This is a genomic window from Agromyces flavus (assembly GCF_900104685.1).
Classification (GTDB): Bacteria; Actinomycetota; Actinomycetes; order Actinomycetales; family Microbacteriaceae; genus Agromyces; species Agromyces flavus.
Map to the genome: position 1 here is coordinate 1,212,250 of NZ_LT629755.1, position 15,361 is coordinate 1,227,610.

Sequence of the window (15,361 nt, forward strand, 5' to 3'; positions counted from 1 at the left end):
GCTGACGGGCGAAAGCCTCCCGTTGTGAAGTGGAGCTGTCTAGGAACCGCTTCACGCAACAGGAGGCCTTCGTGTCCCACGCTAACGCTGCTCTCACTCCACGCGCCCGTCTGCGGCTCGCGAAGCTGGTCGTCGAAGAGCGGTGGCCACCGGCGATCGCGGCGAGGATGTTCATGGTCTCGCCCGTCACCGCCCGCAAGTGGGCGGCACGCTATCGCGCTGAAGGTTCGGCCGGAATGACGGACCGTTCCAGCCGCCCGCACTCGATGCCGACCAAGACGCCGCCGGCAACGGTCAAACAGATCGTGCAGCTGCGGTGGCGTCGTCGGCTCGGGCCGGCGCAGATCGCCGGCGCACTCGGGATGCCGGTCTCCACCGTGCACGCCGTGCTCACGAGATGTCGGATCAACAGGCTGTCTCGCATCGACCGGGTCACCGGGGAACCGATCCGCCGCTATGAGCACGAGAAGCCGGGCTCGATGATCCACGTCGACGTGACGAAGTTCGGCAACATCCCCGACGGCGGCGGCTGGCGGTTCACAGGCAAGCAACAAGGCGACAAGAACAAGGCGGCAACTGCGGTGCGTACCGGACGGACCCAGAAGGGACACCCGAACATCGGCACCGCGTTCCTACACACGGTGATCGATGATCACTCCCGCGTCGCCTACGTCGAGATCTGCCACAACGAGAAAGCCGACACCGCCATCGCGGTCCTGCAACGCGCAGTCGCGTGGTTCGCCGACCACGGGGTCACCGTCGAACGAGTGCTCTCAGACAACGGCCCGGCCTACCGCTCCAACGCCTGGCGTGACGCGTGCGCCGAGCTCGGCATTCAACCCAAACGGACTCGTCCCTACCGGCCGCAGACGAACGGCAAGATCGAACGATTCCACCGAACCCTCGCCGACGGATGGGCATACGCACGCTTCTACCGATCAGAGACCGAACGCCGCGCTGCGCTCCCCGGCTGGCTGCACTTCTACAATCACCACGGGCAGCACTCCGCAATCGGAGCCGCACCCATCAGCAGACTCAACAACCTGCCTGGACATCACAGCTAGCGGAAGTCGCGCGACCGGTTCGTCGTCGACACGGTGAGCGGCTCGAACCGGTCGGCGACCAGGTTGACCACGCCCTCGCGCGAACGCTCGAGGATGCCGCGCACGACCATCGCGGGCGCCTCGCGCGCGATGCGGCGATACCGCGTCCAGACCCCGACGCTCGCGATCACGTTGAGGGTGCCGGACTCGTCTTCCAGGTTCATGAACGTGATGCCGCTCGCGGTCGCCGGCCGCTGCCGGTGCGTGACCACGCCGCCGACCTCGATGCGCCGGCCCGACTCGGCCTCGCGCAGCAGGTCGATGCGCACGACCCCGCGGGCGTCGAGGCGCTCGCGGACGTGCCGGATCGGGTGGTCGTCGGGGGAGATGCCCGTCGCCCAGAGGTCGTACACGACCTGTTCGGCGTCGTTCAGGATCGGCAGCAGCGGTGGCTGCACGACGACGACCGCGCCCGGCAGGTAGTCGGCCCGGTCCTGTGCGGCCTCGCCGGCGAGCCACAGCGCCTGCCGGGGCTGCAGGTCGAAGCACTCGAACGCGCCCGCCGCGGCGAGCGCCTCGAGCTGCGCGGCGTCGAGGTCGGCACGCCGCGACAGGTCGGCCATGTCGCGGTACGGGCCGTGCTGCTCGCGCTCGGCCACGATGCGCTCGGCGACCTTCTCGCCGATGGAGGTGACGTCGGCGAGCCCGAGCCGCACGGCGAACGCGCCATCGCGCCGGTGCTCGCCCGAGCGGTCGGGTGCGTCGCGATCGAACTCTCCGACGGGCGGTTGCGTCACGCGGGCGCACTCCGGCATGCCAGTGGGGCGACGGATGCCGCTCGCCTCCGCCGCGGCATCCGTCGCCGGCTCATCGGAACCCGCCGCCCCGATCGGCTCGAGCCCGGCGTTCACGCCCGAACGCGCGAGATCGGGCCGGAGCAGCTCGACGCCGTGCCGCCGGGCATCGGCCGTCAGCGTGTGCGGCGAGTAGAAGCCCATGGGCTGCGCGCGCAGCAGGGCCGCCAGGAACGCCGCCGGGTAGTGCAGCTTCAGCCATGAGCTCGCGTAGACCAGGAGCCCGAAGCTGATGGCGTGGCTCTCGGCGAAGCCGAAGTTCGCGAACGCCTCGATCTTCTCGTAGATCGAGTCGGCGACGTCGGGCTCGATGCCGTTGCGAGCCATCCCGTCGTAGAGCTTCGCGCGCAGCCGTTCGATCTTCTCGACACCGCGCTTGGAGCCCATGGCGCGGCGCAGCAGGTCGGCGTCGGCCGCGTCGCAGTCGCCGACCGCGACGGCCATCTGCATGAGCTGCTCCTGGAACAGCGGCACGCCGAGCGTGCGCCGGAGCACGGGCTCGAGCTTGGGGTGCAGGTAGCTCACCTGCTCTTCGCCCGTGCGGCGGCGGATGTACGGGTGCACCGCGCCGCCCTGCACCGGACCCGGACGGATGAGCGCGATCTCGACGACGAGGTCGTAGAAGCAGCGCGGCTTCAGCCGGGGGAGCGTGCCCATCTGCGCGCGCGACTCGACCTGGAACACGCCGATCGAGTCGGCGCGGCACAGCATGTCGTAGACCGCGGGCTCCTCCTTCGGGATGGTCGCGAGCTCCCAGTGCTCGCCCGTGTGCTCGCGCACGAGGTCGAACGTGTACTGGAGCGCGGCGAGCATGCCGAGTCCGAGCAGGTCGAACTTCACGAGGCCCATCCACGCGCAGTCGTCCTTGTCCCACTGCAGCACCGTCCGGTCCTCCATGCGGGCGTGCTCGATGGGGCACACCTCGCCGACGGGCCGGTCGGTGAGCACCATGCCGCCAGAGTGGATGCCGAGGTGCCGCGGGAAGGTCAGCAGTTGCTCGGCGAGTTCGACGACCGCGTCGGGGATGTCGTGGTCCTGCGTCTCGACGACGGCGCCCCAGCGCTCGACCTGGCGCGACCACGCATCCTGCCGCCCGGTCGAGTAGCCGAGCGCCTTCGCCATGTCGCGCACCGCGCCCTTCGGCCGGTAGCTGATGACGTTCGCGACCTGTGCGGCGTTGTGCCGGCCGTACTTGCCGTAGACGTACTGGATGATCTCCTCGCGCCGGTCGGAGTCGAAGTCGACGTCGATGTCGGGCTCCTCGTCGCGCAATGACGACAGGAACCGCTCGAACGGCAGCTCGTAGAAGATCGAGTCGACGCCCGTGATGTCGAGCACGTAGCAGACCGCCGAGTTCGCCGCCGAGCCGCGACCCTGGCACAGGATGCCGCGACGCCGCGCCTCCTGCACGAGGTCGTGCACGATCAGGAAGTACCCCGGGAAGTCCTTCTGCTCGATCACGTCGAGCTCCTTCGCGAGGCGGTCGCGCACGTGATCTGGCAGGCCGGGGTAGCGGCGGTCGGCGCCCGCCCACACGAGCTCGCGCAGCCACGACATGGGCGTGTGCCCGTCGGGCACCTGCTGCCTCGGCAGCTTCGGCCGGGCGCTGCGCAGCCGGAACGACAGGTCGCGCGCGAGCGTCACCGAGTGCGCGACCGCTCCCGGGTAGCGGTCGAACCGCGCGAGCATCTCGGCGCCCGAGCGCAGGTGCAGCCCGTCGGTGGCGGGCAGCCACCCGTCGAGCTCGTCGAGGCTGCGCCGGGCGCGCACCGCGGCGAGGGCCGACGCGAGCCGGTGCTCGCCGGGCGTGGCGTAGTGCACGGCGTTCGTCGCGAGCACGGGCACGCGTGCACGGGCGGCGAGCTCGGCCAGCGCGTCGTTGCGGACCTGGTCGAGCGGGTCGCCGTGGTCGGTGAGCTCGACGACCACGTGGTCGCGTCCGAACAGGGCGACGAGCCGGTCGAGCTCGCGCCACGCGGCATCCGCCCCGCCCTCGCCGGCGAGTGCGCGTCGCACCGCGCCCTTTCGGCACCCGGTGGGGATCACCCAGTGCCCGTCGGCGCGCTCGGCGAGCTGCTCGAGGTCGTACACCGGGCGGCCCTTCTCTCCACCCGCGAGCTGCCCGGCCGTGATCGCGGCGGCGAGCCGGTGGTACCCCTCTTCACCCGCGGCGAGCACGAGCAGGTGCTCGCCCTCGGGGTCGGCCGCGCCCATCTGCGGCTCGGTGAGCCCGAACGACAGCTCGGCGCCGAACACGGTGTCGAGCTCGGGGTACGACTCGGCGGCCTCGGCGAAGCGCACGACGCCGTAGAAGCCGTCGTGGTCGGTGATCGCGATGCCCGCGAGGCCGAGCCGGTGCGCCTCCTCGACCAGCCGCTCAGGCCCCGACGCGCCGTCGAGGAAGCTGAACGTCGAGTGCGCGTGCAGCTCGGCGTACGGCACGACGGGGCCGGCGGGCCGCTCGTCGGCGTCGTGCGAGGGGCGGTACGGATGCCGCTTGCGGCTCCATCCCGGACTGTCGCCGCCGTCGGCCAGGACCTTCGAGCCACCGGGCCGCTGCCGGTCGGACAGCCGCCGCTCGAGCTCGGACCACGGGATCTCGGGGTTGTTCCAGCCCATCAGTCGTACCTCGCCTCGGCCCACCAGCCCTCGGCATCGCGCACCAGCAGCCACGCGCAGCCGTCGTGGTCGACGACCTGGAACCGGTGCACGCGGCGCGCACGCCCGGCATCCCACCAGCGCTCGACGACCGGCCATGGGCCGGCCCACGCGCGCACCGGCGCGGGCCGCCCGGCGCCGACCGCGAACGACGCGGGCGCCGACGAGATCGCGCCGCGTGCGTCGACCGACACGGCCGCATCGCCCGCGTCGACGAGCGCCACCGGCAATCGCTCGCGGAACACGCTCGCGGGCGCGAGTGCGGGCAGGCTCCCCGGCCATGGCGCCTCGGCCGCGGCAGGCTCGGGGGCGCGGTCGCCCCACGGCACGAGCACCTGCCGGTCGGCGAGCATGCGCCCGCCGCCGACCGCCGCGGTCACGACGCCCTCGTGCCCGAGCATGCTCTGCACGCGGGTCAGCCCGTGGTGCACGCGCTCGTCGGGGCCGCCGCCCCAGAGGCCCTGCTCGTGGTTGCCGGTCGAGTCGACGCGCTCGGGCACGACGCGCAGGCGCACGATGGGGGAGTCGAGCCCCGCGTCGGCCGTGCCGGCGCCCTGCAGCTGCCAGCGCACGCGGTCGACCACATCGGCGGGCGTGAACCACTGCGGGTGCAGCCAGCTGCGGCTCGAGTGCCCGCCACGCTCGTCGTCGAGTTCGACGCGGATGCCGGTGCACACGAGCCGCACCGCCCGCATCCGCTCGATGAACTCCTCGGCGCGCACGCGGAACGCGAACGCGAGCTGGTCGATGCGATCGAGCGGCGGCTCGAAGTGCTGCTCGACCTCGAAGTCGGGCGGGGGAGTGCGGGGCGCCACGCGCGACTGCTCGCGGCCGGCCGAGCGGTCGTGCGCGAACGCGCCCGCCGCTCCGAAGCGCCGCCGGACGTCCTCGTCGGGCAGCGCCGCGAACTCGCCGAGCGTGCGCACGCCGAGCCGGTGCAGCAGCGTCGTCGTACGTGCATCGACCACGAGCGCCACGGGCAACGGGGCGAGGAACGCGGCCGCCTCGCCGGGTGCCACCACGTGGACGGGCACGCCGCCCCGCACGGCCGCACGCGCCGCCTGCTCGGCCGCGAACGGGCCGTCGGCGACGCCGACCCGGGCGCCGACGACCCCGAGCCCGGCGACGGCGTCGAGCAGCGCCCGCGCCGCGGCATCCTCACCGCCGTAGTACCGGGACGGGCCGCGCGCCCGCATCGCAAGCGTGCCGGGCCGCAGCACCTGCACGCCCGGCACGATCGCCTCGATGCCGCGCACGACCGGTTCGAACGCGCGATGGTCGAGCGCCGCGTCGTACTCGAGCACCGTGAGCGCCGTCGAGCGGTACTGCGCCTCGCGGAGCTTCAGCCCGCGCGCCACGCCATCGCGCCGGGCCGCCGCCGAGCACGAGTGCACCAGGCCCGACTCGGTCAGCGCGACCGGCTGGGCCGCGTCGAGGCCGGCCTCGCGGCACGCGGCGAGCACCGGCCAGTCGGGACACCACAGCACGATGGTGCGCACGGCCGCGCTCACGAGGCCCTCGCCGCGAAGTCGGGCCGGTGCACGATGCCGCCGTCGGCGGCCGTCATGTCGGCGACGGATGCCGCGTCGCGCCCGGTCGCGTCGGCCTCGCCGATCGCGGCGAACCCCAGGTCGCCCGCCGGCAGCCGGAGGCGGCGACGGCTGCCCCGGCCGACCTCGCCGCGACCCGTGACCCGGACGACGACCTCGCGCTCGGCGAGGTGCCCGTGGCCGTGTTCGAGCCCGGTCCACTCGCTCCGCTCGAGCTCGAGGCGCGCGTCGCTGCCGGGCCAGTCGCCGTCGACGAGCAGCAGCGCACCGCGCTGGCGGAGCCGCGCGGCGAACCGCGACGCCTCGGCGGGCGCGAGCCGGCCGGCCGGCCGCACGGCGACCACCGGGATGACGTCGGCGAGCGCCGCCGCGACCGTGAGCCACTGCCGGCCCGGATCGGGCACGAGCACGAGCCGCTCGAGGTCGATGCCGAACCGCGCGGCCGCCTCGACGCCGAACTCGGGGATGCCCGCCACCGCGACCCACCGCCCGCTCTGCGACGGCCCGACGAGCGCCGCCATGAGCAGCGTGACCGACCCCTCGACCTGCACGACCGCGCCCTCGCGGAGTGCGCCCCCGGGCAGCACCGAGGCGAGCGCGGGATGCGTGGGCACCGCCCGCGAATCGAGCCGGGTCGACTGCATGCCGCGGATACGCGCCTGCAGTTCCTCTACACGCTCGACCCGGCCCGCGGCCGCCGCGGAAGCCGTCGGCACGGATCGGGGAGCGGTCATCGTCACCACTCAATGTTCGAACACATGTTCGAATACGGCAAGTCGCGAATGCCGTCCGTCCACGTCCCCGATCGGGGGCGAATGCATCCCAACCGCACTGAGTGAGGTTTCTGCGCCTGAGGAGATTCGCGAGACGTACTCCAGTGCACGACCTGCCTTGGACGTGCGACAGCCTCGGGACGCGGGCGTCATCGGCGCAGGTGGCGCGGACGGAGGAGACCGGAAACGCGAGAAGGCCGGATCCGAAGATCCGGCCTTCTCGACAACGCGTGCGCGAGGGGGGACTTGAACCCCCACGCCCTATCCGGGCACTAGCACCTCAAGCTAGCGCGTCTGCCAATTCCGCCACCCGCGCGTTGCCTGCCGCTGATCGCTCAGCGGCCGTAGACGACATTAGCACGGATCGCAGGGCCCGCTGACCACCACGCACCACCCCCGCACCGCCTCCGGGGCCGGCCGAACGCTACGGTGGAGCGCATGGCCGAGACGACCCCGACCGACGCCCCGACGCCCGACGCGAACCCGGATGGCGCGGCCGCAGCCGTCCTCGACGAGACCGCCGTCATCGCCCGAGACCTCATCCGGTTCGACACGACGAACCACGGCGAGGGCCGTTCGAACGGCGAGCGCGAGGCCGCCGAGTACGTCGAGGCGCGGCTGCGCGCCATGGGGCTCGACCCCGTGATGCACGAGTCGGCGCCGCGGCGTGCGAGCGTCGTCGCGCGCATCCCGGGGGCGAACCCGGCCAAGCCTGCGCTCGTCCTGCACGGCCACCTCGACGTGGTCCCGGCCGATCCGCGCAACTGGAGCGTCGATCCGTTCGCGGGCGAGATCCGCGACGGGATGCTGTGGGGCCGCGGCGCGGTCGACATGAAGGACATGGACGCCATGATCCTGACGGCGGTCGGCGACATCCTCGCCGCCGGACGACTGCCCGAGCGCGAGCTCATCCTGGGGTTCTTCGCCGACGAGGAGGCCGGGGGACTCTACGGCGCGAGCTGGCTGGTCGACGAGCACCCCGAGCTCTTCGTCGGCGCCACCGAGGCGATCAGCGAGGTCGGCGGCTACTCGATCACCGTCGGGGGCACGCGCGCCTACCTGCTCCAGACGGGCGAGAAGTCGCTCATCTGGGTGCGCCTGGTGGCGCACGGCCGGGCCGCGCACGGCTCCCGGCTCGTGCGCGAGAACGCGGTCACGGCCCTCGCCCATGCGATCGCGAAGATCGGCCGCCGCGAGTGGCCCCTGCGACTGACCGGCACGACGCGCGAGCTCCTCGCCGCGATCGCCGGCGCCCTCGGCGTCGATCCCGAGCAGGTCGCTCCCGACGAGCTCGCGCTGGCGACCGGATCCGCGTCGGGATTCATCACGGCGACGCTGCGTACGACCTCGAATCCGACGCTCCTGAGCGCGGGCTACAAGCACAACGTCATTCCCGACCGGGCGGAGGCGCTCGTCGACATCCGGACCCTGCCGGGCGAGGAGGACGACGTGCTCGCCGAGATCCGCGAACTCGTCGGCCCCGACATCGAGATCCAGGTCGTGCACCGCGACGTCGGCCTCGAGGCGCCGACCCGCGGCCCCCTCGTCGACGCGGTCACGTCGGCGCTGCGCGTGCACGACCCCGAGGCGCAGGTGTTCCCGTACCTGCTGAGCGGCGGCACCGACAACAAGTCGCTCTCGCGGCTGGGCATCGCGGGCTACGGGTTCGCGCCGCTGCGCCTGCCCGACGGGCTGGACTTCCCCTCGATGTTCCACGGCGTCGACGAGCGCGTGCCGCTCGACGCACTAGTCTTCGGTAGGCAGGTCCTGCGCGACCTGCTCCTCGCGTACTGAGCACGACTCCACCCGAACCCGACCACGACGGTCCGATGCCCTTCGCCGTGCGAGGGCGGGAAGGCGACCACGCCGTTGCTCGAAGCCATCATCCTCGGTTTCGTGCAGGGACTCACCGAGTTCCTGCCGATCTCATCGAGCGCGCACCTGCGCATCCTCGGTGAGTTCCTGCCGAACGCGGCCGATCCGGGTGCGGCGTTCACCGCGATCACGCAGCTCGGCACCGAGACGGCGGTCGTGGTGTTCTTCTGGCGCGACATCGTGCGCATCGTCTCGCACTGGTTCCGGGCGATCCGGGGGAAGATCCCGCACGACGACCCCGACGCGCGCATGGGCTGGCTGATCATCATCGGCTCGATCCCGATCGTCGTGCTCGGCCTGCTGTTCCAGGACCAGATCGAGACGACCTTCCGCTCGCTGTACGTGGTCGCGACGATGCTCATCGTCTTCGGCATCGTGCTCGGCCTCGCCGACTGGGCGGGGGCCAAGCGCCGCAAGCTCGAGGACCTCACCTACCCGCACGGCCTGTACTTCGGCCTCGCGCAGTCGCTCGCCCTCATCCCGGGCGTCTCGCGATCGGGCGGCACCATCACGATGGGGCTGCTGCTCGGCTACGAGCGCGCGGCGGCCGCGCGATACGCGTTCCTGCTGGCGATCCCGGCCGTCTTCGGCTCGGGCTTCTACCAGCTCTTCATGAGCATGGGGGAGCCGGCCGTGTACGGCCCGGTCGAGACGGCCGTCGCGACCGCGGTGGCGTTCGGCGTCGCCATCCTGATCATCGCGGTCTTCATGAAGTGGATCTCACGGCACAGCTTCCTGCCGTTCGTGATCTACCGCATCGCGCTCGGCGCGACGATCCTCATCCTGCTGGGCGTCGGCGTCCTCGAGCCGTTCTGATCGGGCGGCCGCCGGGCCGGCCGGCCGCGGGCGAGCGGAGGCTCAGCCCACGTCGCGCGGACGCCACGGCCCGCCGCCGGGCTGGTCGCCGCGGCGCCGCAGGTACCGCTCGAACTCCTGGGCGATCGCCTCGCCCGACGCCTGGGGCGCGTCGACCGCGTCGCGGGCCTGCTCGAGCTGCTGGATGTAGCCGGCCATCTCCTCGTCGTCGGCGGCGAGCGCGTCGACGCTGGCCTCCCATGCCTGCGCCTCGTCCTCGAGGGAACCGCGGGGGATGCTGAGGCCCGTGAGCTCCTCGACCTTGCCGAGGAGCGCGAGCACGGCCTTCGGCGAGGGCGCGTTGTGCACGTAGTGCGGCACGGAGGCCCAGAGCGACACGGTCGGGATGCCGACGCGCTCGGCCTGGTCGGCGATGACGCTGAGGATGCCGACCGGACCCTCATAGGACGAGCGCTCGACGCCGAGCGCCGCGCGCACCTCGGGATTCTCACTCGACGCGAACACGGCGAGGGGACGCGTGTGCGGCGCGTCGGCGAGCATGGCGCCGAGCAGCACGATGCCCTCGACGTCGGCCGAGAGCGCGGCGTCGATGAGCTCGGCCGCGAAGCCCTTCCACGTGCGTGCGGGCTCGGCACCGAGCAGCACGTGCAGCGTGTCGGCACCGGGGCCGGTGACGATCTCGTCGTCGTCCTCCTGCGGGATCCCGCTCGGGCCGAGGATCGCCGCACCCGGCCAGCTCAGCCGTCGCACGCCGTCGGAGTCGACCTGGATGGTCGGACGCGTGAACTGGTAGTCGAAGTACAGCTCGGGGTCGACCGCGGCGATCTCGACCAGCCCGAGACGCTCGGCCAGCAGCCTCGCGGCCCCCGTGGCGGCCTCGCCCGCGTCGTTCCACCCCTCGAAGGCCACGATGAGGAGTCGGCCGCCCTCGAATCCGGTCGGATGCTGCACTCGGTTCGCCCCGCTTCCCGAGACCGGGATCTCCGGGCTCATCTCCACAATAGGGCGTGCGGATAGAATCGCCCGTTGTGACCAAGCGCCTCCCCGCCGCCGTCCTCTGGGACATGGACGGCACCCTCGTCGACACCGAGCCGTACTGGATGCGGGCCGAGACCGAGCTCATCCGCGAGTTCGGCGGATCGTGGACCGAGGAGGACGCCCTCCAGCTCGTCGGCGCGGGCCTGTGGGATGCCGCCGCGGTCTTCCAGCGCGAGGGCGTCGACCTCCCCGCCGACGAGATCGTCGCACGGCTCACCGAGCGCGTGCGCGAGCAGCTCGCCCAGCACGGCGTGCCGTGGCAGCCGGGCGCGCAGGAGCTGCTGCGGTCGGTCCGCGAGGCCGGCATCCCGACGGCGCTCGTCACCATGTCGATCCGGTCGATGGCCGAGGACATCGTCGGCGCCATCCCGTTCACGGCCTTCGACGAGCTCGTCACGGGCGACGAGGTGGCGGCGCCCAAGCCGCATCCCGAGCCCTACCTCGCCGCGGCGGGCCGCCTCGGCGTCGACATCGCCGACTGCGTCGCGATCGAGGACTCGCCGACCGGACTCGCCGCCGCCATGAGCGCGGGTGCGGTCTCCATCGGGGTGCCCCACATGCTCTCGCTCGACGAGGCGCCCTCGCACGTCGTCTGGCCGACCCTCGACGGACGCTCGCTCGACGACGTGGTCGCGGTCGCGGCATCCGTCTGGGATCGCCCATGAGCCGCGGCGAGGCGAGCGGGCCGTTCCGGGCCGGCGACCGCGTGCAGCTCACTGGTCCCAAGGGGCGGCTGCACACGATCACGCTCGAGCCGGGCAAGGTGTTCCACTCGCACAAGGGCCCGATCGCGCACGACGACCTGATCGGGCTGCCCGACGGCTCGGTCGTCGCCAACGCGGTCGGCGTCGAGTACCTCGCGCTGCGCCCGCTGCTCAGCGACTTCGTCATGTCGATGCCGCGCGGCGCGGCGATCGTGTACCCGAAGGACGCCGCGCAGATCCTCGCGCAGGCCGACGTCTTCCCGGGTGCGACGGTCGTCGAGGCCGGCGTCGGATCCGGTGCGCTGTCGTTGTGGCTGCTGCGAGCGATCGGCCCGCAGGGTCGCCTGCTCTCGTTCGAGCGCCGCGAGGAGTTCGCGTCGGTCGCACGAGGCAACGTCGCGACGTTCCACGGCGAGGACCCCGAGAACTGGTCCATCACGCTCGGCGACCTGGCCGAGACGCTGCCGCAGCAGGCCGCCGACGCGTCCGTCGACCGCGTGGTGCTCGACATGCTCGCGCCCTGGGAGTGCATCGACGTCGTGTCGACCGCGCTGAAGCCCGGCGGGGTGCTCCTCTGCTATGTCGCGACCGTCACGCAGCTCTCGCGCGTCGCCGAGGCGATCCGTGCGACCGGCGCGTACACCGAGCCGCAGGCGAACGAGACCATGGTTCGCGGATGGCACGTGCAGGGGCTCGCGGTCCGGCCCGACCACCGCATGATCGCCCACACCGGTTTCCTGCTCACGGCGCGGCGGCTCGCACCCGGCACGGTGCTGCCCGAACTCAAGCGCCGGCCCTCCAAGACCGAGTTCAGCGACGAGGACGTCGAGGCGTGGACGCCCGGCGCGCTCGGCGAGCGCAACGTCAGCGACAAGGTGCTTCGCAAGCGCGCGAGGGCGGCGGATGCCGCGGCGCGCCGTTCGCGCGGCGACGACGACCCAGACCAGACCACGGAGCCCGCCGACGCCGACTAGGCTGTCTGCCGCCCGTCCCACCCGACGAAACGAGGATCCGTGCGCGTCCCGCTCGCACTCATGGCCACCGCGACCGCCTTGGCGATCACGCTCTCCGGCTGCTCCGCCCCGGCGCCCGAGCCGCAGGCGACGGCCGGGGCGTCGTCCGATCTCATCGAGGTGCGCGGTGACTTCGGCGACGCCCCCAAGGTCGACTTCCCGACGCCGGTCTCGCCCGGGACGACGCAGTGCACGACGGTGATCGAGGGAGATGGCGAGAATCTCATCGAGGGCCAGCAGGCGCTCGTCGGCCTCGCCGTCTACAACGGCACCACGGGCGACGAGATCCAGGTCGTCGGGTTCGGCGACGAGGATCCGGTTCCGGTGCTGCTGGGCAGCAACACGCTCCCCGGCCTCAGCAAGGGCCTCTCGTGCACGAGCGAGGGATCGCGGGTGGCGGTCGTCGTGCCGCCCGAGGACGGGTTCGGCGAGGAAGGCAACGCGTCCCTCGGCATCAGCGGCGACGACAGCCTCGTGGTGGTGTTCGACGTGCAGCGCGCATTCATGCCTCGCGCGAACGGCACCCCGCAGCTCACGCGCGACGGGTTCCCCGCCGTGGTCCTCGCGCCCGACGGACGTCCCGGCATCACGGTTCCCGACGAGGCGCCGTTCGAGTCGACCGAGGTCGAGCTCCTGAAGAAGGGCCACGGCGAGGAGGTCGAGTCGGGCGACCAGGTCGTGGTGCACTACACCGGCGTGAACTGGGATGAGGGCACCGTCCTCGACGGCTCCACGTGGGAGCAGGGCGGCCCGACCGCGATCATCGTCGGCGACGATGCGGCGTCCCAGGGCGGCCCGCCCTTCGCGTCGTCGCTCGAAGGCGTGACGGTCGGCTCGCAGCTGGGCATCGCGGTCCCGGCCGACGATGCCGGCAACCCGGCCACGTTCTACGTGGTCGACGTCCTCGGGGTGGTGTGACCACGAGCGGTCGCCGTGCCGCCGCGGCGCTTCAGTATGATCGCTGACGTGGCGACACCCAAGCGCTCGGGAGAGCCGAGGATCCCGGTCGAGGACCGGCTGTTCAGCCTCGTCCTGGCGCTGCTCGCCACCGAGACCGGCCTGCTGAAGTCCGAGATCCTCTCGACCGTGCGCGGATACGCCGAGCGGTACGACGCACGCGGCGGCAACGCCAACCTCGAGCGCCAGTTCGAGCGCGACAAGGACGACATCCGCGACCTCGGCATCCCGCTCGAGACGGTGGAGTCGCCCGACCGGCCCGGCGACAACCAGGCGCTGCGGTACCGGATCCCCAAAGGCGAGTACGATTTGCCGGTCGACGTGCGCTTCACGCCCGACGAGCTCGCGCTGCTCGGCCTCGCGGCCGAGGTGTGGCGCGAGGCGTCGCTGTCGGCCGACTCGCAGCGTGCACTCACGAAGCTCCGCTCGCTCGGCATCGAACCGCGTGAACCCGTGATCGGGTACGCGCCTCGCCTGCGGGTGCGCGATGCCGCGTTCGAGCCGATCCGCCAGGCGCTCGACAAGCGCCAGCGCGTGCGATTCCGGTATCTCAAGCCGGGGGAGCACGAGCCGCGCCTGCGCACGGTCGAGCCGTACGCGATGGTGCTGCACGAGGGGCGCTGGCACCTGCACGGCCGCGACGTCGACGTCGACGAGGGCCGCACCTTCCTGCTCTCGCGCATCGTGGGCGATGTGCAGGTGGTCGCGGGTGCGCCCTTCGCGCCTCCGCCGCCCGACATCCAGGACCGCGCGCTGGCCGACCTGCAGGCGCTGCGCCTGTCGAATGCGGCCGACCTCGCGGTGCGCGCGGGGTCCGATGCAGAGGTGCGACTGGGCAAGCGCGCGGTCGCCGCCGACGAGGATGCCGGCGTCATCCGCTTGCACTACACCGACGCGGCGATCTTCGCCGACGAACTGGCCTCGTACGGCCCCGAGGTGCGCGTGCTCGCGCCGGCGTCGCTGCGCGACGCGGTCCGCGACCGCCTCGAGGCCGTCGCGGCGGCGCACCGTGCAGGAGGAGCGGCATGAGCGGACCGTCCTCGCGGCGGCCGGCCGGCCTGCGCGCGCCCGACAAGCTCGTGTTCCTGCTGTCGCTGGTGCCCTATCTGCTCGAGCAGCGGGTCGTCGACGTCGCCGAGGCCGCGGCGCACTTCGGCGTCGGCGAGCAGGAGATCCGCGACGCGGTCATGCTGATCGCCACGTCGGGCCTGCCCGGCGCGACGGGCACGTACCAGCCCAACGACCTCTTCGACATCGACTGGGACTCCTTCGAGGAGGACGACGTCATCGTGATCGTGCACCACGTCGCGATCGACGACGCCCCGCGGCTCTCGGCGCGCGAGGCGGCCGCCCTCATCGCGGGCCTGCAGTACCTCTCGGCGCTGCCCGAGAACGCCGGCCGGGCCTCCCTCGCGGCGCTGACCGAGAAGCTGCGCGCCGGCGCATCCTCGGCGCCGAGCCGGCTCGCGGTCGCCGAGGAGTCGGCCGACGAGTCGCTCGCGACGGTACGTCGGGCCGTGGCATCCGGTCATCGCCTCGACTTCGACTACCTCAACGCGCGGGGTGAACGCCGCCGGCGTCGGGTGGACCCGCTGCGGATCGCCTCGCTCGGCGCCGACTGGTACCTGCAGGCGTACGACCACCTGCGCGAGGACGTCCGCAACTTCCGCGTCGATCGCATGAGCGACCTCGAGGTGACCGACGAGCCCATCGGCGACCACTCCGGGCGCGCCATCCCGGAGACCCTGTTCCAAGCGTCGCCCGACGACCTCGAGGTCGTCGTCGACGTCGCTCCGGCGACGCTGCCGCTGCTCGGCGACTACCTCGCCGACTCGACCCAGGCCGAGGCGGGGGACCGTCTGCGCGTCACGCTTCGCCTCTCCCACGTGCACGGCCTGAAGCGGCTGGTGGCCGGCCTGCCCGGACTCGTCACCGTGGTCGCGCCCGACGTGGCCCGGGCCGCCGTCGCGGACTGGGCCGAGGCGGGGCTCGCGGGGTATTCCGACGCGCCGGGAGACCCCGACCCGCGCGTGACCGAAGCGTGAGATCGGCACCGCTCGCGAGCAGGTAGACTGGCCGC

12 protein-coding genes and 1 tRNA gene are annotated in these 15,361 nt (G+C 72.5%); 8 read left to right on the top strand and 5 right to left on the bottom strand.

Annotation, left to right across the window (positions count from 1 at the left end):
- The first annotated feature begins 71 nt into the window (after nt 1–71).
- Complete coding sequence (locus BLT99_RS05740) at nt 72–1,064, top strand: IS481 family transposase (protein ID WP_157674940.1); 993 nt, start codon at nt 72–74, stop codon at nt 1,062–1,064.
- Here the strand turns inward: BLT99_RS05740 and BLT99_RS05745 are convergent.
- From BLT99_RS05745 to BLT99_RS05760, 4 genes are all read right to left on the bottom strand, one after another.
- Nucleotides 1,061–4,516: an error-prone DNA polymerase gene (locus tag BLT99_RS05745; RefSeq protein WP_092670046.1), complete on the bottom strand. Its 3,456-nt coding sequence runs from the start codon at nt 4,514–4,516 to the stop codon at nt 1,061–1,063. The genes BLT99_RS05740 and BLT99_RS05745 overlap by 4 nt on opposite strands.
- Nucleotides 4,516–6,066: a DNA polymerase Y family protein gene (locus BLT99_RS05750; protein ID WP_092670048.1), complete on the bottom strand. Its 1,551-nt coding sequence runs from the start codon at nt 6,064–6,066 to the stop codon at nt 4,516–4,518. Before BLT99_RS05750 ends, BLT99_RS05745 begins: the two co-directional genes overlap by 1 nt.
- On the bottom strand, nt 6,063–6,839 hold the full coding sequence (locus BLT99_RS05755) for a hypothetical protein (protein ID WP_157674941.1): 777 nt from the start codon (nt 6,837–6,839) through the stop codon (nt 6,063–6,065). The genes BLT99_RS05750 and BLT99_RS05755 overlap by 4 nt, the downstream gene beginning before the upstream one ends.
- Nucleotides 6,840–7,109: 270 nt before the next feature.
- Nucleotides 7,110–7,194 (bottom strand) — tRNA-Leu (locus BLT99_RS05760).
- Nucleotides 7,195–7,316: 122 nt separating this feature from the next.
- On the opposite strand from BLT99_RS05760, the gene BLT99_RS05765 reads away from it, so the two are divergent.
- Entirely contained in the window at nt 7,317–8,672 is a 1,356-nt protein-coding gene (locus tag BLT99_RS05765; protein WP_092670052.1) for a M20/M25/M40 family metallo-hydrolase, read from the top strand.
- 75 nt (nt 8,673–8,747) lie between these two features.
- Nucleotides 8,748–9,569, top strand: a complete 822-nt coding sequence (locus tag BLT99_RS05770) for an undecaprenyl-diphosphate phosphatase (RefSeq protein WP_092670054.1) — start codon at nt 8,748–8,750, stop codon at nt 9,567–9,569.
- A 42-nt stretch (nt 9,570–9,611) separates the two neighbouring features.
- Here BLT99_RS05770 and BLT99_RS05775 read toward each other — a convergent pair whose 3' ends face one another.
- Nucleotides 9,612–10,562, bottom strand: a complete 951-nt coding sequence (locus BLT99_RS05775; RefSeq protein WP_092675701.1) for a PAC2 family protein — start codon at nt 10,560–10,562, stop codon at nt 9,612–9,614.
- 35 nt (nt 10,563–10,597) lie between these two features.
- On the opposite strand from BLT99_RS05775, the gene BLT99_RS05780 reads away from it, so the two are divergent.
- The 5 genes from BLT99_RS05780 to BLT99_RS05800 are packed head-to-tail and all read left to right on the top strand — an operon-like array spanning nt 10,598 to nt 15,326.
- The gene (locus tag BLT99_RS05780; RefSeq protein WP_268238600.1) at nt 10,598–11,272 is read left to right on the top strand and encodes an HAD family hydrolase; all 675 of its coding nucleotides are present in this window, start codon (nt 10,598–10,600) and stop codon (nt 11,270–11,272) included.
- A complete protein-coding gene (locus BLT99_RS05785) occupies nt 11,269–12,285 on the top strand; it encodes a tRNA (adenine-N1)-methyltransferase (protein ID WP_092670056.1) in 1,017 nt (338 codons plus the stop codon). The genes BLT99_RS05780 and BLT99_RS05785 overlap by 4 nt, the downstream gene beginning before the upstream one ends.
- Before the next feature lie 39 nt (nt 12,286–12,324).
- Nucleotides 12,325–13,242, top strand: coding sequence for an FKBP-type peptidyl-prolyl cis-trans isomerase (locus BLT99_RS05790; protein ID WP_092670058.1), 918 nt, complete (start codon nt 12,325–12,327; stop codon nt 13,240–13,242).
- A 48-nt stretch (nt 13,243–13,290) separates the two neighbouring features.
- A complete protein-coding gene (locus BLT99_RS05795) occupies nt 13,291–14,310 on the top strand; it encodes a helix-turn-helix transcriptional regulator (protein WP_229724812.1) in 1,020 nt (339 codons plus the stop codon).
- Complete coding sequence (locus BLT99_RS05800; RefSeq protein WP_092670062.1) at nt 14,307–15,326, top strand: helix-turn-helix transcriptional regulator; 1,020 nt, start codon at nt 14,307–14,309, stop codon at nt 15,324–15,326. Before BLT99_RS05795 ends, BLT99_RS05800 begins: the two co-directional genes overlap by 4 nt.
- Nucleotides 15,327–15,361: the final 35 nt, after the last annotated feature.